At 54.8% G+C, this 26730-nt stretch carries 27 protein-coding genes and 1 tRNA gene; 12 read left to right on the top strand and 16 right to left on the bottom strand.

Translation table 11 applies throughout. The features are described 5' to 3' along the window. The first annotated feature begins 5 nt into the window (after window positions 1-5). The 9 genes from P0120_21290 to P0120_21330 all read left to right on the top strand — a co-directional run bounded on the left by P0120_21290 (window position 6) and on the right by P0120_21330 (window position 6360). On the top strand, window positions 6-287 hold the full coding sequence (locus P0120_21290) for a YciI family protein (GenBank protein MDF0676845.1): 282 nt from the start codon (window positions 6-8) through the stop codon (window positions 285-287). 188 nt (window positions 288-475) lie between these two features. Next, window positions 476-1630 carry a hypothetical protein gene (locus tag P0120_21295; GenBank protein ID MDF0676846.1) on the top strand — a complete coding sequence of 385 codons (1155 nt, stop codon included), beginning with the start codon at window positions 476-478 and terminating at the stop codon, window positions 1628-1630. 369 nt (window positions 1631-1999) lie between these two features. Then, on the top strand, window positions 2000-2635 hold the full coding sequence (locus tag P0120_21300) for a carbon monoxide dehydrogenase beta subunit family protein (protein ID MDF0676847.1): 636 nt from the start codon (window positions 2000-2002) through the stop codon (window positions 2633-2635). A gap of 40 nt (window positions 2636-2675) precedes the next feature. After that, window positions 2676-3887, top strand: a complete 1212-nt coding sequence (locus P0120_21305; protein ID MDF0676848.1) for a transketolase C-terminal domain-containing protein — start codon at window positions 2676-2678, stop codon at window positions 3885-3887. Window positions 3888-3943: 56 nt separating this feature from the next. Next, the gene (locus tag P0120_21310; protein MDF0676849.1) at window positions 3944-4855 is read left to right on the top strand and encodes a thiamine pyrophosphate-dependent enzyme; all 912 of its coding nucleotides are present in this window, start codon (window positions 3944-3946) and stop codon (window positions 4853-4855) included. A gap of 15 nt (window positions 4856-4870) precedes the next feature. Beyond that, a complete protein-coding gene (locus P0120_21315; GenBank protein ID MDF0676850.1) occupies window positions 4871-5578 on the top strand; it encodes a 2-oxoacid:acceptor oxidoreductase family protein in 708 nt (235 codons plus the stop codon). A gap of 18 nt (window positions 5579-5596) precedes the next feature. After that, complete coding sequence (locus P0120_21320; protein ID MDF0676851.1) at window positions 5597-5875, top strand: pyruvate ferredoxin oxidoreductase; 279 nt, start codon at window positions 5597-5599, stop codon at window positions 5873-5875. 76 nt (window positions 5876-5951) lie between these two features. Further along, window positions 5952-6221 carry a hypothetical protein gene (locus P0120_21325; protein ID MDF0676852.1) on the top strand — a complete coding sequence of 90 codons (270 nt, stop codon included), beginning with the start codon at window positions 5952-5954 and terminating at the stop codon, window positions 6219-6221. Window positions 6222-6284: 63 nt separating this feature from the next. Beyond that, a tRNA-Asn gene (locus P0120_21330) sits at window positions 6285-6360 on the top strand. A gap of 684 nt (window positions 6361-7044) precedes the next feature. Here the strand turns inward: P0120_21330 and P0120_21335 are convergent. Continuing rightward, on the bottom strand, window positions 7045-7692 hold the full coding sequence (locus tag P0120_21335) for a class II aldolase/adducin family protein (GenBank protein ID MDF0676853.1): 648 nt from the start codon (window positions 7690-7692) through the stop codon (window positions 7045-7047). Between the two features lie 114 nt (window positions 7693-7806). Between P0120_21335 and P0120_21340 the strand changes: the two genes are divergently transcribed. After that, the gene (locus tag P0120_21340; protein ID MDF0676854.1) at window positions 7807-8808 is read left to right on the top strand and encodes an alpha/beta fold hydrolase; all 1002 of its coding nucleotides are present in this window, start codon (window positions 7807-7809) and stop codon (window positions 8806-8808) included. A gap of 44 nt (window positions 8809-8852) precedes the next feature. On the opposite strand, the gene P0120_21345 is transcribed toward P0120_21340, so the two are convergent. The 9 genes from P0120_21345 to P0120_21385 all read right to left on the bottom strand — a co-directional run bounded on the left by P0120_21345 (window position 8853) and on the right by P0120_21385 (window position 18063). Next, window positions 8853-10340 carry a proteasome accessory factor PafA2 family protein gene (locus P0120_21345; protein MDF0676855.1) on the bottom strand — a complete coding sequence of 496 codons (1488 nt, stop codon included), beginning with the start codon at window positions 10338-10340 and terminating at the stop codon, window positions 8853-8855. A 4-nt stretch (window positions 10341-10344) separates the two neighbouring features. Next, window positions 10345-11154 carry a hypothetical protein gene (locus P0120_21350; GenBank protein ID MDF0676856.1) on the bottom strand — a complete coding sequence of 270 codons (810 nt, stop codon included), beginning with the start codon at window positions 11152-11154 and terminating at the stop codon, window positions 10345-10347. A gap of 12 nt (window positions 11155-11166) precedes the next feature. Continuing rightward, on the bottom strand, window positions 11167-11940 hold the full coding sequence (locus tag P0120_21355) for a proteasome subunit alpha (GenBank protein MDF0676857.1): 774 nt from the start codon (window positions 11938-11940) through the stop codon (window positions 11167-11169). A 105-nt stretch (window positions 11941-12045) separates the two neighbouring features. Further along, the gene (locus tag P0120_21360; protein ID MDF0676858.1) at window positions 12046-12237 is read right to left on the bottom strand and encodes a ubiquitin-like protein UBact; all 192 of its coding nucleotides are present in this window, start codon (window positions 12235-12237) and stop codon (window positions 12046-12048) included. Beyond that, entirely contained in the window at window positions 12234-13760 is a 1527-nt protein-coding gene (locus P0120_21365) for a proteasome accessory factor PafA2 family protein (GenBank protein ID MDF0676859.1), read from the bottom strand. Before P0120_21365 ends, P0120_21360 begins: the two co-directional genes overlap by 4 nt. An 86-nt stretch (window positions 13761-13846) precedes the next feature. Then, on the bottom strand, window positions 13847-15583 hold the full coding sequence (locus P0120_21370; GenBank protein ID MDF0676860.1) for an AAA family ATPase: 1737 nt from the start codon (window positions 15581-15583) through the stop codon (window positions 13847-13849). 65 nt (window positions 15584-15648) lie between these two features. Continuing rightward, complete coding sequence (locus tag P0120_21375; protein MDF0676861.1) at window positions 15649-16767, bottom strand: trypsin-like peptidase domain-containing protein; 1119 nt, start codon at window positions 16765-16767, stop codon at window positions 15649-15651. Then, window positions 16760-17185, bottom strand: a complete 426-nt coding sequence (locus tag P0120_21380; protein MDF0676862.1) for a secondary thiamine-phosphate synthase enzyme YjbQ — start codon at window positions 17183-17185, stop codon at window positions 16760-16762. The genes P0120_21375 and P0120_21380 overlap by 8 nt, the downstream gene beginning before the upstream one ends. Next, window positions 17182-18063: a hypothetical protein gene (locus P0120_21385; protein MDF0676863.1), complete on the bottom strand. Its 882-nt coding sequence runs from the start codon at window positions 18061-18063 to the stop codon at window positions 17182-17184. The genes P0120_21380 and P0120_21385 overlap by 4 nt, the downstream gene beginning before the upstream one ends. A 164-nt stretch (window positions 18064-18227) precedes the next feature. Here P0120_21385 and P0120_21390 point away from each other — a divergent pair, with 164 nt between their 5' ends. Together P0120_21390 and P0120_21395 are read left to right on the top strand one after the other, a co-directional pair. Then, window positions 18228-18857, top strand: coding sequence for a hypothetical protein (locus P0120_21390; protein MDF0676864.1), 630 nt, complete (start codon window positions 18228-18230; stop codon window positions 18855-18857). Next, entirely contained in the window at window positions 18854-19282 is a 429-nt protein-coding gene (locus tag P0120_21395) for an HIT family protein (protein ID MDF0676865.1), read from the top strand. The genes P0120_21390 and P0120_21395 overlap by 4 nt, the downstream gene beginning before the upstream one ends. Before the next feature lie 142 nt (window positions 19283-19424). On the opposite strand, the gene P0120_21400 is transcribed toward P0120_21395, so the two are convergent. The 6 genes from P0120_21400 to P0120_21425 all read right to left on the bottom strand — a co-directional run bounded on the left by P0120_21400 (window position 19425) and on the right by P0120_21425 (window position 26505). Further along, window positions 19425-20255 (bottom strand): hypothetical protein, encoded by an 831-nt coding sequence (locus P0120_21400; protein ID MDF0676866.1) that lies wholly within the window; start codon window positions 20253-20255, stop codon window positions 19425-19427. Window positions 20256-20459: 204 nt separating this feature from the next. Then, window positions 20460-20867 carry a DUF3574 domain-containing protein gene (locus P0120_21405; GenBank protein MDF0676867.1) on the bottom strand — a complete coding sequence of 136 codons (408 nt, stop codon included), beginning with the start codon at window positions 20865-20867 and terminating at the stop codon, window positions 20460-20462. Between the two features lie 11 nt (window positions 20868-20878). Further along, window positions 20879-22606, bottom strand: coding sequence for a hypothetical protein (locus tag P0120_21410; protein ID MDF0676868.1), 1728 nt, complete (start codon window positions 22604-22606; stop codon window positions 20879-20881). Continuing rightward, entirely contained in the window at window positions 22603-24072 is a 1470-nt protein-coding gene (locus tag P0120_21415) for a class I SAM-dependent methyltransferase (GenBank protein ID MDF0676869.1), read from the bottom strand. Before P0120_21415 ends, P0120_21410 begins: the two co-directional genes overlap by 4 nt. Continuing rightward, a complete protein-coding gene (locus tag P0120_21420) occupies window positions 24065-24298 on the bottom strand; it encodes a hypothetical protein (protein MDF0676870.1) in 234 nt (77 codons plus the stop codon). Before P0120_21420 ends, P0120_21415 begins: the two co-directional genes overlap by 8 nt. 596 nt (window positions 24299-24894) lie before the next feature. After that, window positions 24895-26505, bottom strand: a complete 1611-nt coding sequence (locus P0120_21425; protein MDF0676871.1) for a DUF2235 domain-containing protein — start codon at window positions 26503-26505, stop codon at window positions 24895-24897. Window positions 26506-26730 lie beyond the last annotated feature (225 nt).

The raw sequence follows: 26730 nt of genomic DNA on the forward strand, positions 1-26730 counted from the left end.
ACGGCATGAAGTTCGTCATTATCGGGTACGACAGCCCAGAGGGGGAAGCCAGACGGAAAATCCATCGGACCGCCCACTTAGCGAACCTCGAACCGCTGGATAGGCAAGGGCGAGTCGTCCTCGCAGGCCCTCTTACGGATAAAGCCGGAAGCCTTCTGGTGCTAGAGTTTGAGACGCGAGAGGAGGCTGAAAACTTCATCAACCATGACCCCTATACGGTTTATGGTGTCTTTGAACGAGTTGAAATTCACCCGTTTCTTCAGGTTTTCCCCAAATCGCCCTCATAAGGTCCGTTCACTCATTCTCCAGATTTGGCCTCCTCTTTCGCAGCATTGTCCCATGCTAAACCGAGCGGTATAGTTCTCCTATGAATTTTCGGCGTGTACTACAGATTGTTTTCGTCGTCGCCTCATTTATCATGTATCAGCCTGCATGGGCTTCGGAAACCACGGTAGTGACTGAGGGACGTTATGTGATGGGAGATAGCGACACCCTCACAATAGCTGAGGAACGAGTCCTTCGGCTGGCTCAGCGCAGAGCGATTGAAGAGGCCGGACTGTATATCGAGTCCACATTTCAAGACATAGAAAAGGCCTCTTCCGGCAAGAGCTTCCAGTCCAGTTCATCGGAGATCCGGACGATTGCTGCCGCGATCACAAAAACCGAAATCCTGGAATCACGGTGTTCCTTCGACAATGACCGACTAAGTTTCTATATCCGTATCCGTGCAGCCGTCGACCTCGACAATCTTCAAGCCGCAGTTCGACGATGGCAATCCGAGAAGCGATTTGCGGAACATTTTCGTCGGCTTCAGAGCGAGAATGCAGAACTCAAGACCCAGCTCCGTAAGCTACGAGCTACTCCTACCGGCGTGCAAACACTCACCATTGAGCCGCTGAGTCATACAAAAGATCGCGAACAGGCTCGGATATTGGTCGAGAAAGCGATTCTCTCTCAACACCTTCCCCAAAAACTCGATTTGCTCTCACAGGCAGCTGCTTTGGACCCCCAGTCCGTGGAACCTCTGATCGTGCGTGGACAAACTTATTTGCGGCTCGCATCCGCTGCTTACTCGAACAAGTCCAGACCGAGTGAATATTCCAAATATATCGACAATGCTCGAATGGATTTCGATCGAGCCATTCTAATCGATCCAAAGAATACCTGGGCCCTCCTCGGTCAAGGAGACGTCAACACGTGGCTGCATCGACCTGTCGAGGCAGCTCACGCATTCGAACAAGTACTCGAATTGGATCCTTTTTTTGATTTAGCACGTTATCGCCTCATCAATCTGTGTACCACCGAGGCTCGCAAATTGGTGTCCATGAAGCAGTGGTCATCCGCTCTTACCGTCTTACAAAAGTGCTTGTCCCCTAACACTCCTGACAGTTGGATTCCATATCAAAAAGAGGCCTATTTGCTCAGGAGCGACATCTACAAGAAGTTGAGCCAGCCGACCCAAGCAATCGATGATCTTCGTGTGATCCTACGAGCCGATCCCACTGATAGGCAGGCATTGCTCGCGAGAGCCTCGCTTTTCCAGCAAGAACTGCAAGGGCGTTCTGCAAAAGATGACCTCGAACGCGCGTGCATGCTCGGAGCAACGCCTGCCTGTGAACAGCTTCCGTAGCAACATTTCTCCCCACGCTCGCCGGTTGATTTCGGCTGAATTCCGGGTGCATCATGCCGATCGACTTCTGTCGTCTGACATGTCATGACCCCGTCCGCTAAGTTTGACAATCCGAAAGATGGACAGCTACAATGGCTCGGGCCTTGGCGTCGATGGGCGTCGATGTTTGATCAATTTCCATCGGCACAAAGGATGAGGACAAAGGACCTAAAGCCTCCGCCAAACAGTGGCACGAAAGCTCCTAGAGGTGGGTCTTCTGTGGTCTTGAACACACGTGAGGAAACAGCTTAGAGTGTGTCAGAGAATTAAGTACGTGAAAAGCCACCGTTTCTTTCATCAACAAAATTTTTCCCGGAGTGTAAGGTTGTGATGAGTGATTATCGTGTGCTTCCAGGACCAGAACACTTCCTCCCCCCAGCTGCCGCAAGCATGGGAATTCGATTACCGAATCCAGGCGAAGCCCATATCAATGGCGTGATTACCTCGGAAGAAAATGCCTATGAAGAAGCAGCGCGTCAGTTCTTAATGGCAAAAGTACCGACGATCTTCCCCGGGCCCTTGGTGCTTTGGGCATGGAACGAAAAGGCCGCAAAGAAAGCGACGGCCATTCGGCATCTTTTTAACACGCTGAAGGAATGCGTTCAGCCAAACCAAAAGCCGATGTTGATTCCAATGCCGGACTACCGTCCCAAGTATCCAAAGATCAACCCCGAAATCGAGATCAACCCGAATCATCCAAATTTGACGATCTGGCACAACAAGATCGACTGCTGCGTATTTATCGGCGTCCATTGTCATCAAGCCAATCTATCGCTGAAGATTATTCGTGGAGGGACATCCTGCTATACTATCGCCATGTGCGCGCAGGCCGGCCATGAAGATGCTATGCTTTCATTCCGCGATGCATCGGTCGACAAGATCATGCGATTGGCCGACACCATAAAGCGCTTGAAAGGGACCGTCCAACCAAAACTGACGCCGGTGAAGAACGCCGTCTCAGATTGATCCTTTTGAACCTGTCTGTGCGTGAAAGGAGGCTGGGTCCATGGCAGAAACAAAATCCCTCATTGGGACACAAAATAAAAAAGGTCAGACCTATACTGATACCTGGAAAATGATGAATGAGGCTCCGCGTACGCCTTCATTCTTCACAGGCAGTGAAGTCATCAAGGAAGCTCTCCGTCGGGCAAGTTGCGATGTCATGATCGCGTATCCGATCACGCCGCAGAGTGAAGCCGCTGCATTGATCGGCGAATTATTTGCCGAAGGCTATATCGGAGACTACTTTCGCGGCGAGAGCGAATTTGCCGTCATGTCGCAATGCGCCGGTTCCGCGTTTGGCGGAGCCCGTGTGTTCACGACAACAGCGGGACCGGGCACCATGCGGGCCATGGAGAACTTCCCGATGTGGGCCGGCGCCAGATTGCCGATTCAGATGATTGTCACCTGTCGAGGGATCAACTCACCGCTCTCGATTCAGCCAGACACGCTCGAAATCGCCTACCTGCTGAACACCGGAATGTTAGTGTGGCATGCAGAGACGGCTCAAGACTTCTTCGATTGGATTCTGAAGGGTTACATGGTGTCGGAGGAGCCGGAGGTGCACCTTCCACTCGCACTGTGCTGCGACGGGTTCTTTGTCACCCACACAAAAGACGTGGTGAATCTGACGCCAGCGGACATGTGCCTCCCACCATATGACCCCTACCGGTCTCCCGTACCTTGTATGGATATGGAGTGTCCGCCTGTTCGGATGATGCGCGACCCGTTTGTCATGAAGAGCAACTACATCAGCTATGCAACACATGCTAGCTGGCAGCAAGAAATTTGGGCTGCTGTCGAACGCTCGCGAAAACATTCGATCCATTGGCTGAATGGTCTGATCGACACGGAAAATACGGACGCAGACATCGTAATCGTAGCTTCAGGCACAGCCGTTTCTCAGGGTCGAGAAGCGATTCGGTTGTTGGAAGATGAAGGAGTGCGCTGCGGCCTCGTGAAGGTGAAGACTTTGCGTCCCTGGCCGGAAGAAGAAATTCGTGAGGCCACCAAGAACGCGAAGCACATCTTTGTTCCGGAGTTCAACGTGACCGGCTGGCTGGCCAAAGAAATCCGGGCCACCGTCCCAAATCCTCATCGAGTTCATGCCGGTCCACATGTTTGTGGAGGCATGACGATGCCGCCGGAGATCATTGTGTCTGAAATCAAGACGGCCCTCGGGATGAAAACTTTCTCCCTGGCTGGTCGTGGAAGCTGAGTCATATTGACTGTGAACCTGTCCGCTCTCACGAGCGACATTGAGGAGGCCTATATATGAGCAAGGAGCGTATTCAAATATCCGAAGCCCTGTACGACATTATGCCATCGGACTATCAGGACCTCGTGAAGAGCGCGACATACGGCAAGGATGACCGCGGTTGGAAGGACATCGGGACATCGAAGGAGCTGATTGAGCAGCATTCGCTCTGCGCCGGCTGCCCCGAGTCCATGGCCTTCCGTTACATATTGGCCTCTCTCCCCAATCCCGAGGACACGGTTATGGTCGGTTCGACCGGCTGTACCAGTCTGGTATTTCCAATGGTTGCCGTCCATAACATCCACTCGTTGTTTGGAAACCAAAATGCGATCGCATCGGGCCTTAAACGTGCCCTCAGCGTCAGATTCCCAGGCCGTGTAAAAGACGTCGTCGTCCTCGCCGGTGACGGGGCGACGGTCGACATCGGTCTGGATATGACATTGCAGGCCTGGTTCCGACAAGAGAAGTTCACCACCATCTGCTTCGACAACGAGCTCTATGCCAACACCGGCGGACAGGAGAGCGGGCTTATGCAGAAAGGCTTTGTCGCAAAGATGGCGCCGGTCGGGAAGTTATTCGATAAGGTACGACTGCCGGAGATCGCCCGTGAGTCCGGCTGTCACTATGTGGTGAACTGCACGGTCAGCAAACCATCCCTGGTCGAGAAGGTTATCCGCAACGCCGTGCACATAGCCCGAGAAATCGGCCCGACCTATCTCCAGCTCTACACTCCATGCATTCTCGAAATCGGCAAGAACAGCATGGAAGGCTTGCAAGAAATGCGTGACTCTGAGAAGCCGACCGAGCGGTTCGCGTATAAGGAATACATCAGCGATCCGGCGAAGCAACTGTTGGCCGAATTGGCCGCCAAGGATAAAGAACGGAAGGCAGCCGCTAAGCAGTTGGCCGCACAGGCACAAGCCAATTAGAACGGGAGGCCATTGATGATCAAGAAGCGACTTAATATCCGGATGTCAGGTTTAGGCGGACAAGGTGCCGTCACCGCCGCTCACGTCATGGCCATGGCCGCCAATAGGGATGGAAAGTTCTCCATTTCGAACCCATTTTTTGGTGCCGAGAAACGCATGGCTCCGGCAGAGAGCTATTGCCGGATCGGAATCGAACGAATCTACGATCGAGGGGAACTCGTGTTTCCGGATGTGATCCAGGTGTTCCATCCTCAGGTCATTACAATGGGTAAAAGTTACACCATGCCGTTCTATTCAGGCATCAAAGAAGGCGGCGTGGTCATCATCAACTCCGATGTTCCACTGCTTTCCGAAGAGGATATCCAGCGTCTTAAAGATTTGAACGTTGCCGTGTTCTATATTCCCGGCACACAGATCGCGATCGAAATAGCCGGAACGGAGTTGTCGACTAACATGACCATGATCGGTTCCGTCGCCGGTATCACCAAGTGCGTATCGATGGAAGCTCTAGATGGCGCGCTCCAGGAACGATTCGGCAAGAAGTTCGTCGCCTCGGGCGGCACCGCCTCGCTGGACGAAGCCATCAAGAAAAAGTTTGCAAAGAAGGAAATGCTTCTGGCAAAGAATTTGGCAACCGTCAAGCGTGCATACGATATCGCCAGTGAGTGGGCGGAAAAGAACAAGATCGAATTGCGGGTCGGCACTCCGGCCGTCGCTGCGTAAGAGAAGGAATCACCTTGCATGTATAATGTCGCACAAGTCATCGATGAGAAATGCACGGCCAAGAAAGGTTGCCGGCTGTGCATCATGTACTGTCCTGAGGCTAATTGTTTGGACTTGAACACGAGCAAGATGGTAGCTGAGGTGTTCATCGACCGCTGCAAAGGCTGCGAACTATGTGTGGTCGTCTGCAACGCCGCCAAGCACGAAGCGATCGTGATGCAAGCTGTCAGCGCCAGCGGTCAGCTCATGTCGAAAAAGGGAGAATCCGCAGCTTTGGGGCAAGCCTATCAAGGTTGACCGAATTCGGTTTGAATGACAAAACCCCATGGCGCCAACGCTATGGGGTTTTTTGTTGGTAGTCAGCGAGGACCTTATGGAGAATGAAGACAACGTCATCGGGGAGCTGCTCCGGGAAATCGCCGCCTTGATCGGCGAATACCCAAAGGCTATTGAGCGACGGGCAGCGGTCATCCAAGCCACAGGCAAAGATCCCGAGCTCGTCGAGAAGCTCGTCAAGGCCGCCGACACCATGCGCGATAGTGGCAACCTTTACCTGACGTGGGCCAAACATTACGCCGCCTTGGCTGAAGGCAACACCGACGCCTCCTCCGACGAAGACGAAACCGATGATTTCGACGTTTAAAAAATCTCCCTATTCCTCAAAGAGTTTTGCTAAAATGCCTTCCTCCTTTGCTGAAATCACTGTTCCCCGGTAGCTCAGTTGGTAGAGCAGCCGGCTGTTAACCGGCTGGTCGCAGGTTCGAGTCCTGCCCGGGGAGCCACTGCCTTTCTCCTATAACTCTCCATTTCGTATCCTTATCAGGCTGTTCTCGGCTGGCTTGACGTGGTTCAACAGCCACTTCAAGCGTTCGGATACCGAATCCCTGTCCGATATCGATCGCAACAATTTACTTAGGTGGCTGATTTCGAGGAGGCACTCCGCTATAACCTCCAGCCATTTTGTCCACCCTCATTGGGCAGAGTCACGTTCACGAGTCGGTAGGAGAATCCGCACCGGCGGAACCGCCGGAGAAAGAACAGTGCTACATGAGTTACTTGTGTTGTACCATTGGCCGCTATTCTCTCACGGTTGTGATGCTAGTCTTCGTGCTGTTCAGCAGCCCAGCCCAAGCCGAGCGGTATGTGGCAGGGCAGGCTGGAGCCACCTTTAACCCTAAAAGCGGCAGTCAACGTGTCAGATCGCCTGGGTCCCTCGTCAGCATCATGTTCCGCTACCAGATAGGTCGATTGGAACCATACGCAGGGGGATGGCTGGGTTCAACTTCGGGATCTGCTTCCAGCATAACGACCGCTGTGAAAAGGAAGGGGTTCGCTCTACACAAACTCTCAACACAGCCAAGAGGAAGGACCGACTTGATCAGCATCAGAAAGAACGGTCGATTAGTACTTATAGTTCCATCGACAATCGTCGATAGTGTCCTGGCCTCCTCATTCTAGACCGTTGCCTATGCTGTCACCGAAGCCAACCGGCTATTGATCGCTCGTACGCCCACTCCACTCTTCAGCACGATCTCACAAACATGATCCAGTCGCTCGATATGCTCGTAAGCCGCCCAGGGATCCATGGCGACCGAACAAACTCCGTGATTTGCCTGCCCCACAATGTCGAACTCAAGCGTGCCATCTTTTCCAAGACCTAAGCCCTCCGACGTTGCATCGGCCAGATCACGAGATAAAGCCGGCAGCGGCGGGACCGTGGGCCCTACTCTGGTGTAGCGGGCAATTTCCGGAAATTCCGAGCTGATTGCCTGCAAGTCGATCCCTGCATAGATAGCCGCCACAACGTGCGTGGCGTGGACATGAACGACGGTGCGCGTCCGCTTGGAATCACGCTGCAGATTCCAGTGCATCCACAGTTCTCCCGATGGCTTTTGTCCATCTCTTACGCTGGGGACCAGCCGACCGGTCAACGGATCGGTAATAATTTCCAGCCTGACGACATGCTCAGGGTGAACGATCGTCTTGCGCCAACTGGAGGGCGTGATGTACAGATACCTCCCTTCCCGCTTCCTCATACTGATATTGCCGTCTCTCGTCGTGATCCAACCTCGCTCATAACAACGTCTCATGACATCGCCGATGGCCGTCAGCATGATTCCTCCATTTAAAACACAGAATAGCTCTGATATGGTTTGGTTATCGGCGTCTTAAGCCGACTTTGGAGCCGTCTTCAAAGCGCACCATCACAGGAGTGCACATTGTACACCATGAACGATGACATGATCACCGACATCGCTTCGTCGTTTCAACCGCCATTACCCCTCCGGAACGCTCATCTCATGACCCTCGTCCCCCGCTACGTGCCGCGGGACACGTCCTTGGCAGGATTGCCTCAGGAGTCGCGTTACTTTCCTGTTGAGCCACATGCACAGCTTCTGGGATTCTGCCATTGGCAAGACGATCGCAAGGCGTCCGCCACAGTGGTGCTGGTTCACGGCCTTGAGGGCTGCAGTGAATCGCGATACATGCGCGGCATTGCTGCAAAGGCCTATCGCACAGGCTTCAACGTCATCCGCATGAACCAGCGTACGTGCGGCGGCACGGAACATCTCTCCTCGACCCTTTATAACAGCGGCCTGAGCGGAGACTACCGGGCTATCGTGAAGGAGCTGGTACAACGCGATGGCCTCGAACGGATCTGGTTAGTCGGATATTCCATGGGTGGGAATCTTGTACTCAAAGCAGGTGGCGAGTTTGGCCGGACCGAGCCCGCGCTGACGGGAGTCGCAGCAGTATGCCCGAACATCAACCCGGCCGTTTGTGCTCGTGCATTGGAGGAGCCTCGTAATTTCATCTATCATCGCCACTTTCTCATGCGGTTGAAATCGAGATTGCGGAGAAAGGCGGCCCTGTTACCTAGGAAATGGGATCTTTCGCAACTCGATCGGATCGCCACGATCAGCGAATTTGATGATCGCTACACGGCTCACGATGGAGGCTATCAAAACGGCGCCGATTATTACGATCGGGCAGGCGCACGCCATGTGCTCGATGCCATCGCAGTTCCTACCCTCATTATTACGGCGCAAGACGATCCGTTTATTCCATACTCGATGTTCACCGCCCCGACGATTAAGCGGCACCGTCACATTCGTGTGGTCGCGCCTCGCTACGGAGGTCATTGCGGGTTTTTTCACCGAGGCCTGAACGGAGAAGACCCGTACTGGGCGGAGAACCGCATCGTGGACTTTTTACTGGGGCTGCTGTGAGAGCCCCTCACTCAAGCTCGTCTCATGCATGACAAAGTGAGTGACTACACGATCACGCTTTGTAAGTGGGTCCGCACATCTTCCAGATAGGTCTTAAACGGGTCCGGCATGGGAAACGGGGCATGACCGCGCACTTGGAAAATCGACCAGTTGATGACATAGGGAGGGAACAATCCATCAGGCGCTGGAAACTGATCCATTCCTGAGGCTGGCCCCTCATTCAGGAGATGTCTGACCAGTTCACTGCGGCCGTAGGCACGCGTGTTTTTCGGCGCCGTTTCCATCGCCAGATGGATGAGGCGGTCTGTCGTTACCCGAGGGGCACGCCCCTCTTCCAATAATCCATGATACAACCCTTTCTCGTGATTCAGATTGTGATACTCCAAATCCAAGCTTTTCATCATGGGATCGACCCAGTCGACATGTTCCGCTTCTCGAAAGCATTCCAGCAACCACAGTTTGGACGCCCAGTCGACACGCCCGACGAGCTTTTGATAATCGCCGCGCAGGTCATGGAGCACCGATGCCCATTGGACAAGCACCCAATCGGTTTCTTCATCCTGCCCCTTGCAATACCGAACCGCACAGTCAAGAAACCGTTCTTGAATATCCAAAGCCGACATCGTTTTTTGAGACTGCAACTGGATCAACCAGCGCCGTTCTTGATCCTGGGAAATCTCTTGGAGCGCGTCCACCGGCTCGTCGATCTCTAAATCCTGAGGCGCATGTCCTTCCTCAATGAGCTGCAGCACCAGCCCTGTCGTTCCGAGCTTCAATGCCGTCGCATATTCGGCCATATTGGAATCGCCCAGCAGCAGATGAATCCTTCGGTATTGATTGGGATCGGCCAAAGGCTCATCTCTCGTGTTCACGATGGCTCGATTGTGTTGCACCCATTCGAAGAAATCGTTCACGATATAGTCGGCACGTTGGGAGATTTGAAAGGGCAGCTCCGATACATGATGCACACCGAGAGCCGAACGTGGAAGGATTAACCGATCCGTCTGAATCCAGGCATCTTGTGGAGCGGCGGAACCGACACGCCCGGAGCCGGTAAAAATCTGCCGGGTCACAAGAAACGTCACGAGTGGAGCAAGCCCGCGCCTCGAAAAAGGAAACCGTCGAGATACCAGATAGTTCTCATGCGAGCCGAAAGTCGCGTCGGTTTCATGATCGATGTTGTTCTTGATCAAGGACACCTGTTCTGAGAAGCCGAGCTCTTCGAGAGCTTGCTGTAGCAGGTGATCTCCGGCACGATCGGACGCCACGACATCGGTGAGAGAATGACATTCCGGCGAGGCATACTCCAAATGCCCCATGTCCAAATAGATTCGTCCGGCGTTGGCGAGAAATCCCCCATTGCCGGGAGGCTCATCATGCCCACGATGATGAAGGTCGAGGACGCCTCTTCGCTGGACATGGAACAGCTGGTCACGGAGCCTATGGGCAAACCAGGTCGGTGAATGATCAGGGTGATCCTCGTGAATCAAGAGCCCGTATTCAGTCTCCAAGCCGAAGATACGGTTTAACATGAGATCACGAGAGTGATGGGTTCAGATCCGTCGGGAGCACTGCTTCCAACTCATCGGCCTCAAGAGCTCGATACTTGGATGGTCCTTGCACCTGTCGATCCAGCAGAGCACATTCCATCGTCTTTTCGGCAATGCACCGACGCACATGCGCATATAGAGTCTCCGCATCAGTCACCTGCTCAGTCGTGTCGATCATTGCTTCGTTATGGCCTTCGCCATCCTCCAGTGCCGATCGTTGCGCTCGATCACCGATCGCCCACGTACGAATCGCCGCACCCACAGCGTCCTTCAGGGACACGATGGACTGTTGCCGGACATACCCGATCATTCTCTGCTCTACCACCGACGTAGCGGCAAGCACCGCACACCGACTCTTTTCCTCAAAAGTACCGTCGTAGTTGATCGTCAAGAAGCCGTCTCTCCCAGCTTTCTGGCTCAATTCTGCCAGGAGGATTTTCACGATGAAGGGGGCTTTGAACACCTCTTCGAACGCTTGTTTGATGACCGGCGCGATGCCGTACTTCACCAGGCGGCTCCCGGTCACATCGGAAGCGGAACGATTGAATCCTTCGACGTGAGCCATTTCCAGCAGATTGAACCGCAGCTTCTCCAGGTCGGCCGGGTGCCCCATACCTCCCAGGGCTAAACGATCGTAAATCTCATATAACTTAGGCGTACCTTTGCTCATTGTCATGAGCAGAATGCCGTGCTCGTACGCGACCCCGACGACGGGTGTGCCCTCCTTAAGCTGATCGTCCAGGTATTGCCGGCGATTTCCGACTGCTTCCACCCATCGATATGGCTCTTCATACATAACTAATGCCCCTTACACACTTCGCGCAACCCTTGATTCAAACAGCGATCGGAGCTGAAGATCCGGCATCGCTCTGACACCACCGGCCGTGATGAACTTAATGACCGGATAGAGACCGGCATCACGGTTGACTCCGCCGGTCGCACTGTCGAATTCTGCGGCACTCGTCAATAGTCGCAACGCCTGAACGGTTGCCTGCTCTTCCGGCATCGTGCTCAAGGGCTGTTCGCCCCATGTATTCAAGTAATGAAGGATCCCTCGGATTGTCGATGAGCCGGACCCCGATACCGCATATTCCACTCCCTCGAACTCCGCGCCGAGAATGTCGTAAAAGTAGATTTTCGCTGCCTCTTGCCCGGCATCGTAACCGGCAAAGATCGGGGCTACAGCTCCGGTCCCCGCTAAGGCCGCCGCGACATTCTCCTTCAACAATTTGGAGAGAGCGCGGAGCTTCCCCTCAAAGCTCAGCTCTTGGAGTTGTGTCCGCCGATAATACTTGAAAGAATGTTCAAGGATGCGCGCCATTTCATAGGCGGTCGCGGGCACTCCGGCGATCGCCATCACACTATGTTGGTCGATCTCCAATACCTTATCAGTGCGGTCGTACATCACCATATTTCCGGCGGTCGCGCGACGATCTCCAGCGACCAGAACGCCTTCACGATATTTAAAGGCAAGGATGGTTGTGGCGGTCGTCAATTCCTGCCTTGCTCCCGCCTGCCCCGACACTCCAAACACATATCCTTGCTCTTTCAAAAGCTTATAGAAATCACCCTGTATGCCCATCTGTTCCTCAGTGCTGAGTGCGAAGTGCTGAGTGCTGACTCCGACTGGAACAGCATCACTCTGAGTCTGCTCCCCGCGCAGCACTCAGAACTCAGCACTGCTTCACTACTCCCCCGTCCTCTGCCGATACCGTTCTGCCTGTTTGGGATCGACTTTCCGCATTCGCTTCATCAGATTGTCCTTGTCCGGCGATCCCGTCTCTGGGCGGCGTGGTCCACTTCCTTCTTCTGGGCTGGGAGATTTTGGCATGGGATCGACTGGACCCTCGCGCCGTTCCGGCATCATGTTGTGTTTCATGTCCCCGTATCCTTTCTGCGACTCCACGCTGTCAGCGCATCAGCCGGTGAATGGGCATGTTGGAAGATGTCTGTACACCGTCGGACTTCCTGCGGATTGAAGAGGTCCCCCATGTCCAAATGATGGGTGCGAAGCCCGCCCGCGAACTGAATCCGTTCCCACTGCATCGACGTAATCTGATTCGAAAATTTCTGCACGCAGAGTCCACGCAGCCCGCCACGAGTATCGCTCGGGCCGTTCTGAAGCGCTTCATCGATCGCCTCGTCGGTCGTCATCCGCCAAGCTTTCCCATCTGCTTCCAGTCCCAGATAGAGGCCCTGTTCCGGGTCCACGTTGTGATACTCCAAGTCCAGGCTGGCCAACCAGGGATCGTCCCAGCCGATACGTTCTTCCTGCATGAACGTTTCGAGCAACCACTGTTTCGTGACCCAGTCCAGCTTCCCCACCAACTGCGAGCGGTCTTGAGACAATAGGCGTAAGGTGTCACTCCACTCGTTCAACAGCCAATCCGATTCCTCATCGGCGCCTGCCAACTCGCGGCCTGCCGCCTCACAGTAACGCTCTTGAAGCTCTAACGCTGAAAGCCTCCGTCCGCTTTTGAGACGAACCGCAGCTTTCAGGTCTGGATCACGCGATAACTGTTTCACTGCGGCCACCGGCTGATCCAGCTCGATGTTCGGCATAGCCCCTCGCTCGATGAGGTCGAGCACGAGTCTGGTCGTCCCCACCTTCAGCGCCGTCGCATACTCGCACATGTTGGCATCGCCGATGATGAGATGGAGCCGGCGAAATTTCCTGCGATCAGCGTGCGGTTCATCTCGGGTGTTGAGAATCGGTCGGTTATGCATCGTGTCGACGCCCAACTCCGCTTCAATAAAGTCGGCGCGCTGCGAGAGCTGATACTGTCCTGGAACATAACCAGACTCCTGTGCTTCGGTCCCGACCTTTCCCGCACCGGCGATGACTTGCCGACTCACCAAGAACGGCACCAAGCCGGCAACGAGAGCCGGAAAGGGAACAGCCCGCGAGACAAGATAATTGTCGTGACATCCATAGCTGTGACCATGGAAATCCGTGTTGTTCTTATACAGTCGGACGTGACCTCCTCCGAGCACGTGATTGCGCCGCTGGGCGGCGCGTAGAACGATACATTCCCCCGCGCGATCTTGGGCAAGCAGAGCTCTGATCGTCCGGCATTCCGGCGTCGAATACTCCGGATGCGTATGATCGTTGTAGAATCGAGCGCCGTTCGGCAACACGAGATCGCTCTTCATTTCATGGAATGAAAAGGGGCGATGGGCATCCATCTTCGCAAACTCATCTTCTTCCTTATCTTGCTGGAGACCGGAGACACGAAAGCCACGAGCATCTTCATGCGGATCTTCGCCGGCATAATCCCACCGGCGTTCAAAAGAAGCTTCCAGATAGGCCCGCACCAATTCCATCGATTCCACGACCGGATCTATCTCGGGTACGTCATCCCTCGTAATTCCATACTCGGTTTCGATGCCAAAAAGACGCATGGTTCGTTAGATGTGAACGGTAAAGCGTGAATCAGGCCCCATCCGGGCCCTCAACCTTTCACCTTGGCTTCTCACATTTCACGTCTTCAGATGATCTGATTCACGGGTCGTTCTTCCGTCTGACGCCCCCGCCGGAACGAGGAAATTCCAATCACCTGTTCCGGGTGATGATCCAGCAGCTTCAGCCACTCCTCCGCAGCATCGTCAGGCGGCAACATGTCACCCTCTCGAAATTCCTCTGAGACGGAATCCAAGAGGTCTTTGGCCTGCAGTCCTGACTGTTGCCCCGACTGAACGGTACGATCGATCGCCTTTTCCTTGGCACGCTGCACGATCGAGGCCAAGATAGCTCCGCTCACCAAATCACCGCGATACAGCACCTTGTTTTGCCCGCTCCTGAGCCGGATCGACAGAAGCCGATTATCCTCCGTTCGATGGAAGATCGACTCAATGATGTCTTCGACGAGCGAGGCCACTGCCTGCATCTGCTCACCGCCCCGCTCCTTCACCAGCACTGGGTCCAGCGGCAGATCCGCAGTCAAATAGACCTTCAGAATCTCGGCTGCAGCGTCCTTGTTCGGCCGACTCACTTTGATTTTCCGATCGATCCGGCCTGGGCGCAGCACCGCCGGATCGATCAAATCAGGGCGGTTGGAAGCTAAAATAATGACGACGTCACGGAGCGATTCGATCCCATCCATTTCGCTGCAAAACATCGGCACGAGCGTATTCGAGATATTGAAGGAGCGCATGGCACGTCGTGTCCCCAAAATCGACTCTGCTTCGTCGATGAAGATAAACGGCAAGGCGCCGTCCTTGCGTCTCGCCCGGGCCTGTTCGAAGAGATCGCGAACCATCCGCTCGGATTCCCCGAGCCACATGTTGAGGATTTCAGGCCCTTTCACATGCAGGAATGCTCCGCTGATCACCGGCGAGCGCTTCGCCGTATCAGCTGTGTGTTCCTGCTTTGATTCACTGACCAGTTTGGCCAAGCTACCGGCTGCCGCTTGGCCGATGAGCGTCTTCCCGCATCCCGGTGGGCCATAGAGAAGAAAGCCCTTCGGTTGGGAAAACTTGAACCGTTCGAACGTCTCCGCATGTAACAGCGGATACTCGATCGCCTTTCGGATGCCGGCGATCGCCTCGTTCTGCCCGCCGATCTGATCCCAGGTGACCTGGGGAGTTTCGCCGAGAAGATGGCGGCTTGCTTTGCGATCCTGCATTTTTTCGATCGCCACACGATGGCTGGGATCGATGCGAATTTCATCGCCCGCCTTGAGCTCCACAGTGACGAGATCGGTCGACCTCTGCAAGATCAACGATTGCCGGCCCATCTCCTGCTCAAACCGCAATCGTCCGTCAGGCATGGCCTCGGCCAGTTTCAAGATAGGGCCGTTACGATCGTACCCGAGCGTCTTGATCACTGCGTAGGCTTCGTTGACCAGAACCTGCGTTCCGACTTTAAGATCCGTATCGAGGACGCGGGGGTCCACGTTGGCATAATACTCGGCCCCACCGACGACGATGCGGGCGATTCCCTCCTCCGGAATATCGAGCAAGGTGCCGATGCGATTGGCCGGTGCCGTCAGTTTGGCGACGACCTCGCTCACTTTCTTGAATTCCAGTTCACGTTGTTGATGAGCGGCTTGAGCCAGCGTCACCGCATGACGCAACTTATACAGCAGCTTCTGTCGAGCATCCCCCTCGGGAAACGTGGCCAGGCATTGCTCAATCAATTCGATTGGATCGGTGCCGGTCTTGAGCAACGGCTCCTCGCTCCGATCGTTGGGTTCATCTTGTTCTGGAGCTCTGCGATCACTCATAGGTGGTCCTTCACGACGCTTGACCAAATGATCCTAACACAGAGCTGTCTTGCAATGCCTTCATACTAATTGACCGCCTGAAGAATCACCGACACTTTCTCACGCCGGTTTCCCCGCAGAATCTCCACGCTGACTTGATCACCGACTTTGTGCGCTTCCATCACATCCATCAGGTCATCGATGGTGGCCACCGGCTTTCCGGCGATCGAGACAACGACGTCGCCGAGTTGAATCTGACCCATCATGGTTTGACGCGCTCCCTTGAGCCCAGCCCGATCGGCGGCACCGCCGCGCGTCACCTTGCCGATAATGACCCCCTTGATCCCCCATCGCTTCGCCATTGCGTCCGGCACGAGAGAGACGCCCAACCCCGGACGGATGAGCTTGCCGTGCTTGATGAGTTCCGGAACAATCCGATTCACCGTATCGACGGGAACGGCGAAACCAATCCCGGCATAGGCTCCGCTCGGACTCACGATTTGCGTGTTGACACCGATCAATCGCCCAGCCCCGTCGAGAAGCGGGCCGCCCGAATTACCGGGATTGATCGCCGCATCCGTCTGGATCACACCTTCAATCGTCCGATTCGACATGGATTTGATGGTTCGTCCCAACGCACTCACGACTCCGGTCGTCAAGGTATGATCGAGCCCGAATGGATTCCCGATTGCCAACACCTTTTGCCCCACTCGCAAGTCATGCGAGGCACCGATCGCCAACGGCTCCAAGTAACCATCCGGCACTTGGATTTGCAGTACCGCCAGATCGTGATCGGGGTCGGCGCCGACCAGCTTCGCCTCGTGCTCGCTCCGATCGGCCAACGTAACCTTGATCGCATCGGCCCCGTAGATAACATGAAAGTTGGTGACGATGTGGCCTTGCTTACTCCACACAAAACCGGACCCTGAACCCTGGGGTACTTCAAAGAGGTTGAGCGACCAGATATCTTGTTGTATTGCTGTGTTGGCAATGAACACGACGGACTTGGTCGCTCGCTCAAACACCGCGATTGTCGATCGCTCATCTGCACTCAGTTCACCCGGAGAGGGCGTCACCGGACGCGGCTTCCCTTCAGGGCCGTCATAGACGGCACCCAGCGGCTTGCCCCACTCCGCCGCATGGATCGGTGAGCCAAGCATCGACGTCACCAAAAGCAGCGTCAGGGATCCGGCGTGGCTATTCACCCAGAACCTGCACGACGAGTTCACGAGTTCTGGCGCGGGTATCGAAATCCACCACCACGATTTGTTGCCAGGTGCCGAGCAGCAGTCTGCCGGCTGCAAATGGAATGGTGATGGAAGGCCCTTGGAGTTGCCCTCGAAGATGGCTGTGGCCGTTGTCTTCCCCGGGATTCACCCGGTTGTGCCGCCAACGTGGGTCAGGAGGAATGAGACGATCCCAAAACGTTTTCGTGTCTGCGCGAATCCCTGGTTCATCTTCGATAATCATAACGGAGGCGGTGGTGTGCTTGACGAAAACCGTCGCGATTCCGGCTGTAAGATTGGAACCAACCAACGCATCGGCCACCGATTTCGTGATGTTGTCGACCTGCGTCTCACCTTCCATACGGATCGTCAGGGAAACGGTGTGGACAGCCATCATCGTCTCCGATCTGCGAGGCTGTGAAGGTAGCGGCGATCGCTTCGGGTCAGCGGCTCGCCTCGCGCTTCTTCCAAAATGGAATCGAATGCGCCTTCAGCCGTCAGCATTCGTACAACGCTCAAGACTTGACCGCTCAGAATACCTTCTTGCCCCAGCTTACCGAGATAGGCAAAAGCCTCCGGCAGGCTCTCTTTGTTCCGAGCATAATAATCCCGTCCCCGTCGCTGATTACTGTAGGCCTCAAACTGTTCGCAGGCGACGAGAATCTCCGCCAATTGCCGCACCCATGCCTTCGCCTGAGCCAGCCGTTCCGGGTAATAGTAATACAACATCACCTGCTGCATCCAAGGTTGCCACTCAATACCAAGTGTCTTCAGATTCGGCTTCACCGCACGCAATCGTCTGGCGAGGCGCCGCGCATAGCCCAGCCTCATTTCGATCTGCTCGACAGCCCATGTGTCCACGGTTATGCCGGTGGCAGTAAGATCCTGGCGATACAATGAAACGAAGGCTTCTGTTTCCCGGCCATACGTCGTCTCCGGGTGAAGGGCGCGCCATTCGCGAGGTCTCGTCGGAATACCCCGTTGCTTGGCCCAAGACCAAATCGTTCCAAAGAGTTGCCGATCGAGGCCGGCACGGCCCAGGTCGTGCAAAAGGCAGGCAATGTGATAGCGTCGTATCCGGTCGCGCGGATGTCCTAAGCGATCGGCGACGGTCACACACATCTTCGCCGTTCGCACGGCATGTGGCCGATCATAGCCACGGATTGTTCGTCCGGGTCGACGGGGGTGCGGATAATCGTAGAGCTCCATGAGGGCCGTTGCCAGAGAACGGGAGACTTCCAGAGTTTCCAGTCGACGGGAATCGGATAGAGCCATAGTTCGTAGCCAGAGCTGAACGATCGGGCAAACCGAAGCGAGAATATCGTCGGTCGAAATGGTGTGTCAAGGCGACTCCCAGGGAGTGACTCCAAGGGAATCGGCTCGCCCAATCCCATGGACTTTGCTATGCTCACCTACGGCACGCACGTGAGGACATGGAGATGATGAGCCGGCTACGAACCTGTTGCCTCGCTGCGGCTTCGGCCATCGCCACGGAACCGCTGTGCGGCTTCGCCGGATCACTAGATCATTTGACCGATCTGACCGGACAGGTACAGGCCATCGTGACATTGAAGAGTCGCGACAACTTCGCCAGTGAATATCGCTACGACGTGACTGTCAGGAACCTCTCACCGGACGCGATCATCGGTGATTCAGTGATCATCGTGCTGGACAGGATTACCAACTTGGCCGGGGAAGACCGAGAGGGGCTCACGGGAGAATCTTTCCTGAAACGATTCGACGTGTTGGGTCAAGACGGCCAGACCGATGACGGAAAACCATACTTCCGCATTCCGGCTGGGACTTCTCCGGACCTCGCACCGCAAACCGATAGTCTTCCCGCCGTGGTCCGGATCAGGAATCGGGATTATGTGGCGGTCTTCACCCCCTCGTTCAAAGTTTTTGGACAGAAGCGGCCCCCTCCCAAGGCGAAGCGAGAATCCACACCAACACCCGCTCCTGGGACTCCGGCGGCAGCCAATCAGAAAGCCGTCGATAAGCTGATTCAACTGCTGATCAAGAAAGGCATCTTAACCGAAGAAGAGTGGCGCAAGGCGAATCAGCCATGACGGACGTATGTGCGGCGTGCCAGAGAACTTGGCCGAGAGAGGACCATTTCATCACAGACCTCGGATTGTCGAAAGTCTATCTCCACGACGACCAATTCTTTCCAGGCTGGACTGTCATGGTCTTCCAGCGCCACGCCACGGAGTTATTCCAACTTGCCCCCACCGAACGCTTTCAGCTGATCGAAGAGGTCAGCCGAGTGGCCAAGACCGTAGCCGATGTCTACCAAGCGAAGAAGATGAACTACGAACTCCTGGGGAACCGACTTCCTCATATCCATTGGCATATCATTCCTCGTCTCGCGAGCGATCCGGCCCCGCTGGAACCGGTCTGGCATGTGCCGCACAGTCCCGTTTTTCTGACGGAGTCAGCGCTTGATGAAGCCATCAACCGCCTAGCGTACCCCCTTCGCAAGTCGAACCACTAGTACAGCGACACCTCCAATAGGATCAACCGGTTTCATTCGGAAAGCAGACCCAACGGGTCGATAGAATAAGGAAGCTCCCATAGCAAGCTCCGCCCGTCTGTAGAGGAAGCCAGGGTTGTGAAAACCGTGGGGCTCCACAGACTCAGTGCTTCTCGCCGAATAACTTGTGGGCAAGATAAAGGATCGCCATTATCCCGGCGCTGAGCGATCCTGTCATGAGGATTTCAAAAGGCCATAGATTGTGCGACGTGGGATCCCGGAGACCATCGACCACGATTCGCAGAACGACGAACGCCATCATTGCAGCCGGAACGGCCGCCGCAATTCTCCAAATCCCTTGCCAGCGCCCTATCCCCCAAGCCGGCAAGCACAACCCTGAGAGTCCGGTCGTGAGTACGGCCAAGAGGAATCCGTCAAAGAGGGCTATATCAGAGCTCTTGACGGGCTTCTGCATCTGCGTCCGACGGGCTTTATCCTCCACTGCTTTGACACGTGCGTTCATCTCGGCAATCCAGGCCGGCTGAGTCTGTGCATCCGGCGCCTCACTGCCTCCCACGATATCGCCGCGCCACACTGCAACAATAGGTGTGTTGGAGATACTACCGTCGCCTGCGGTGATCCTGACTTCATCCACCATGTCCCCGGGCGCATGGAAAAAGAACCAGCCAAATGTCTCCCCATTGCCTGAGTACATCTGCGAAGGGTTACTTCCGGCCTTGGCAGGTTTGCCGTGGAAGTACGGCCTAGCCCAGATATGGACAGGCTTGTCCGTCTCATACGCCAGCCTGAGATAGAAATTCTGGTTCCTGCCTAACGTGATGTGTTCGCCGGGCGGCCAAGTCTCGATGACATGCACAATCGTATCGGCTCGGACACAATCGATCGGCAAGAAGGACAACAGAAGTGCGATCAGAAATATGACAGCTGCAGAAGCATGAAGATCTCGGCAGAGAACGGTTTCTGATGTCGGCATCGCATAGATACTCCTCAAAGGATTGGATAAGGAACAGGACACGTTGCCCACAACAGAACTCTAGCAGCGGCAGGCGCGCTGACAAGAAATACTTGGAAGGCTTCGAGAAGTCACCGGACCGATGCGCGATAATTCAGAATCGACATGAGCACAGGCCGTTTGGATGAATGCGGAGCCTTGATTATTTGAGCAGCATGGGATGGACTACAGAGACATGCACGTATGAGCTTTGATGCGGAGCACGGCTTTCTGCTGGAAGCGTGTTTTGTAGGTCACGATAATGTCCTGAACGGCCTTGTTCGGTGCGACATCGTCCGGATGGACAAGACTCAGCACGTATGAGGGCTCGCGGATCACTTCACCGGAAGCTGACCGCCATTGGCCGGAGGCCTGCCAGGCCGAGAGTCCTTCAGGGAAACGCGGGGTGACTATCTCGCCAAGGAATTGCGTCCAGTCTTCCGGCGTGACATGGCCGGATGGTGTTGCTGTTCCGAAATACAACAGATCCTGCACTGCAAACCGCCCATCGCCGCTGCATGGCGCGACGTTCATCGTCCCACAGCCCACGAGCGAGGCAAAGAGCAACAGAACACCCAATGGATTCCATAGCATGCTGCGATAGACTACCGATCCTTTTCAGAAAACGGATATTCCTGAACAGCGGCGTGGTTTCCCGGTACATTCATAGGACGCCAGGGCATATCCACGAGCAGCAGTTGTTTTCGGCGCCCGTCATATAGATACGCAAACGGTTCTCCCCGTGAGACTGAAAGCGGAGGGGCCTTACCGAAGGCGTTGCCGAGCATTTGAACGAAAAGGTCATTGATGGCGTGTAGTGAGGGATCGTACCCGCCCGGCTCCCCAGGGAGCTTGACGGCAAACAGCGTCGACAGCTCATCCCCATAATCGTCCGGCGTCAATTGACTCTGCTCATCTGATCTCGGAAGTCGGAGTCCCAAGCGTGCACCATGGTCTCCGTGAACAATGATGATCGAATCACTGAATACCCCAGACGACTGCATCGTCCGGAATAGTTCATCCAACCTCACATAGAGACACTCCACCTGCCTCAAATATTGGTCGAAGCGAACCCTTCTGCCTTCAGTTGTACGCAACTCCAGAGGAGTCTCATCCAAGTTATCCATCGATTCCGAAATCGCCCGCGGCGAGCAATCCTCCCGATAGACGTAGGGAAAATGCGGGAGCAAGAGATGCGCAAAAAGCATGTGGCCAGGAGTGAGTTGCTGAATGCTCGCCGATAACGCGTCCATCGCCACCATCGCATTCACCGAAAATGGGTAGAAAGTTCGCTTTGCCCAGAGCGATTCACGATTAACGACCGGACCAGCCACACCACGCGAGAGCAAAAACGGACGTACCCACTTGTTGTAAAGATTCAGGATACCCTGATATCGCGTGTAACTAGCCACGAATGTAGTTAGAACCGTCGCCGTCTTCGTAAGTGTCGGGAAGTCCAGCTTTGCCACATTGCTCCAGGAATTCCATCGATATTCAGTGCAGGACTGTGGCCGTGTATCCCGGCTCAAGCAAAAATCCAGATAACCACCGTGCATCACATGGATCCGATACCCCACACTGTTCAGGAATTGGAAATAGCGGTTCTGCTGCAGAACATACGGCGGGTCCTCATTCGTTATATATACCCAGTTGACGCTTTCCGTTGAGAAGTTCACCAGATTGGGAATCGCGTCAAGTGTTTCGGAGTAATGACTGTATGCCCCCCCGTACAGCTCAAATCCATAACGCTGATAGAATTGCTTGATCTTGCGCTTCAGCGCCCTGGCGTAGTCGGTATCGTCGGGGATTGCTTCGATCCCAAGATGTTCATCCAGGATAAGATGGATGAGCCGAGGTGGCCCCTCTGTCATCGTATCCATGTGAGGCACTGGCACGGCGAGGCCGGACTCGTTCTTAACCCCTTTGACCAGGAACGTCGAAATCACAAACACGCAGAGAAACGCCGTGACTGCCAAGGTCATGGTCTTTTCGAAACGCCGTATCAGAGCCACGAGTATTCCGAAAATGACAAGATGCGTAATGGTGCGACCCTGTGCAACCCACTCAAATAGATAGTCGGCAGCAACTGCGAGAAGGCCACTCACGCTCATTGCGTAGATCCACCTTCCACCGGCCCAACGGAGCAACCCGATCACGGTTGACACGCAGAACAGGCCCGCAAGGATGAGTAAGATCTCGGGACTCATCAGGGGATAGTCGCGTTTCGTCAGGTAGGCCGTAAAGGGGGTTAGCAACGCGAGGAATGGGACGGTGATCGCCAGGTGAACCCTATGGTCCAACCAGACTGTTTCCGAGGACTGCTCCGGCTTCACGGGGGATGCTCTCGGCGGATCCCCTCATATCCGTGCCGGATGTAACTCACGAGGGTGCGCCCCTGTTGCCCGACTTTCAGAACACGGTCGATCCGTGCCTTCTGGGCGATGCGGTCGGTGAAAAAGCCCCACGTATAGTCTTCAAAAATATCGGCCCGAAGCGCCAAAAGTTTCTGCACCATAGGATCTGTCTTTGGGACGAACTCGATGACCCCACAAGGAGCAAGATCCACCAGCCAATCCAAGAGCTCTCCAAAAGGAATGTTCCGTGAAATAGCCAGGTGATGCACTACCGCGAGGGCCACGAGGGCATCGGCCGATCGACGAGCACCAAGCCCTTCCCGTTCGATTCCCATCCACCCTTGGTCTGGGCTCACATTGGCCATGTCCATCACAATTGATTGGATAGGCAGCTGATCTTTACGTGCCTCTGCGTAGCACCGGTCGAGCGCACCTTGGTCGAAATCAAACCCGACTACGTACTCGGCGCCGCCTTCTAAGGCGGCCTTGGAAAAGACCCCGGCATTACAGCCAAAATCCCACAACTGCCGAGGGCGATGCTGCGCGGCAAAGTCCCGCACGAAGGCCGCTTTTTCACCCAATTCGCCGGCCTGGTACGAGTTCTCCTTGGCATAGTCTTGCCAAGTCGACTTGCTGATCTGAAGAGGCTCAATGCCGCTGATCCAATGACGCAGGCCGGTGAGCAGCTTTCGATAGGCCTGCATGGGGATAGTCCCCTCTCTCACGGTAGTTTTGTTGAGACCCTGTCCCTGTAGAGTGGACACGGTCGATCGTTGCAGCCAAGACTGGAGGACGATATGCGTTAACAAATCCTTCTTGAGGTAGTGCCGCCAAGTTAGTAACCGACTCAATTCAATGACTGAAATCCCTTCCAGACTCCCTCGGTACCATGCATTGTGGGAAATGCCGAATAAGGACCTCAACAAGAGAGGGCTCAGAAACTGCTCGCAAAACTGTCGATGCCCCGCCCACATCTCGCCCTGTTCATATCGTCGAAATGAGAGATGGTCAATAAATGTGGGAGTGGCGCCTATGAACTGGATATTGTACGCAGAGGCATCAGACAGCGTCACATTGTAGTCAAGCGAAGTCAGCTGAATATCCAGATGCAAAAGAGCCGCAGCTTTGAGAGCAGGGAACGACCATTCGTAAGGGAACGATACAAACGTGATCTTCGGCACTTCAAGTACATAGGACACAGATTCGTCCATGCCGTCAGATGCAGAGGAGAGAGGTCCGTCAATGAGTTCGAAGGGCAAGAGACGTCCTTCTCGTATGAGCAACTCGAAGAGACCGGACCGGCGCACGAAGTCGAATTGCTCTTTTCCCGCATTGGTGACAGTCCGAAAAATGCGGTCACCCTGACGATAGACGTGGCCGCTCGGATCCCGAAAAGATCCACCTACCCTGGTAGGTCGATCGTAGACCATCGCCGACTTATTCATGACGATTCGTGCTTTCCACTCGACCGAACAAGGATTGGTACTTCGTTTTGACGCGATCCCAGTACAACCTGACGACAACCCCGATGCCTGCGATGCCTCCCAGAATGAGCTGGAGCAATGCGCTTCCGCTTCCGGGATCAATATACGCATGAGCATCAGAGACGAAAATGCTGCTGAGAAGAATGAACAGGCTACCAGACGCTCGAACGGTCGACCATTTCGGCATGATGTGTCTCCTAACTTGATTAAAGGGTGAACCTTGTCCAGCCATTCGGATGGGCTTGCTTAGTCAGAGAAGAAAATAACCTGGACCAATAGGTTCCTTGCCTGCACACGCCCATTTCCTTGCAAGAGAGGACAACCGTCGAGCACTCTGGGTAGGACCTCTCAGAGAGGGACCGACCCACATCAAAAAGAAAAAGGAAGACCGCTTTGGATAGCACCCGACATCGTCAAGTATGAATCTTATATGAATCCTACTAGTGAGAGGGAAACATGCTACGCACTTCGGGTACCACGATGCAAGTCCAAAGTCTCACTCCGTAATTTTAAGCCGCCTGGCCGATAGATCTACACAGCCGCATCCTCAGCAGAGAAAAAGATGTATCAAAATGGATATCACGCTGGCGGAAGCGAATCATCGGCTTGGAAAACGACTAATCACAGATGGCGGTCGTTGTTGAACCCCGCTCCTCACTCGACTGCAGATCTATTTCTCCTCTTGCCACACTACTTGCCCATTCCCGGCTCGATTTGGCGAGGGCTTGTCATCCAAGTTTTATTCTGTGACACCCGATGAACGATCTACAGAGCCTCATCTTCCTACCTCAATGCGAAACGACCTGAATCTCGTTCCGCCGATGTTCCCCCCTCCGCTCGTTCCAGTTCTCGCCGCGTTCGAGCATTCGTGAAGATGTTGCGTAGCGCTTCACGATGCGATTGCCACTGCTTCTGCGCCACAGCGTCCATCCGTCGGTCGACCCGGTCGGACCACCACCATACCAGCCCACCGAGACAGGCGTAGATGCCGCCGATCACGACATTGGGATAGGGACACCATTGAGCGATGGTCTCCGCAACCTGTGGAAACGGCGGCAAGGCATACCACCAACCGATGGCGGGAATCGAGGCCGCAACAAAGACGTAATATGACATCTTTCCGCTTTTGATGGTTCCGGTCATGCGTTCCAGTAATGACTCATTTCTTGCCGATTCTCTCCCTGCCTCTTGAACACGCGCAATCTCGCGCTCAATCGCCCATAGAGTCTGGTCCGAAGGCCACGACTGCTCGTCATGTGTGCGGACCACTTCACACTGATGGGGAAGATTGAGAGGAGCATAGCATCCCGTGCCGTTGGCAATCCGTTCAAGCAAGCTCACGTGAATCTTCGGCAAACCCATATGATGATCGCGACAGAGTTTCACGATGTCGCGCGGCTCCCAGCGATAGTACGCGCCTAATCCGGCACGGGCATCATAGAGCTCGTCGTGCACATCTTGGTGTGTGTGGACATATTCTCGGTCCGCCTTGATAAAACGTAGCCCGCAGCGCTCAGCCTCGGCCATCATCCAGTCCAAGGCCACCAAAGACATGCCGTGCTTCACGTAGCCGCCTCCCACGTTGGAGTGCACACCGGCAAACCATACCTGATCTACTTGTCCGGCAGGTATCCCCTTTTCATTCCACAGTTCCGGGTGAAAGGTCCGGCGGTCGTCGTCGATCGATAAGGCGTGGCAGGCACGTGTGATGCGGCTACTGGGAGTCAATTCGGAAAACCGCATGGGATAGATCCAGTTGAACAGATCCCGTAGCTCCTCAAACGGCATCCCGACTGCCCCGACCGTATCCCATACTCCCACAAAATCTATGGTCACGACCCCATCAGGCGCATGTTCATCGTGGATGATCGCGCCGCACGCCTCACGTCGCGCTCGGTCTTGTTTGGCCATGTCGGACGACGGCTGATTCTTCCGCCTCTCGCTTTCCGTCACCCTCTGGAAGGCCTCTCGTCGAAACGCCGTCCAGCATTTGTTCACGCAACGCTTGAGTGCCACATGGCTGACTTTCCCGACATCCAAAATGCCGCAGTACTGGATGAGACCTGAGAGAGCCCTGACTGTATAAGCTCCCCGACTGAACCCGAAGAGGTAGATGTGGTCACCAGGCTCGTAGACATGAATCAATTCCGTGTAGAGGTCTTTGACGTTCTTGCGAAACCCATAGCCGAAGGCGCCGCCGATCAACTTGACCGGAGCCAGCCGCGACGTGCCGACCCCGTCATCATAAAATGCAATTTGCGGCGTCAAGGTCTGGTCGTACTTATGGCCCTGGATATCAACCGCTTCGTACAGCTTAAAGACGTTGGTCCCCCGCGCTTTGATGGCGGTATTGCCTGTTCCATCCGAACACAACACGATATTTTTCCCAGACATGCGATCCTCCTCGTCATCTCTCAGGAGCTACTCCGTCCTTGACTCGTCATCAATACAAGAAAGACGTTCCACCTGCGGTACCAGCAAGCTTTGCACCAGAGGGACTGGAGAAGTATCTGCTTCTATATTGAGGTTTTACGAAATAGAACGTGGATCGGGGAAGTGCTATAGCGGTGGTTCTGTATCTATACAGATAACAGACTGTATCGGAAATGATTCAAGACG

It is taken from the genome of Nitrospira sp., from assembly GCA_029194675.1.
Classification (GTDB): domain Bacteria; phylum Nitrospirota; class Nitrospiria; order Nitrospirales; family Nitrospiraceae; genus Nitrospira_D.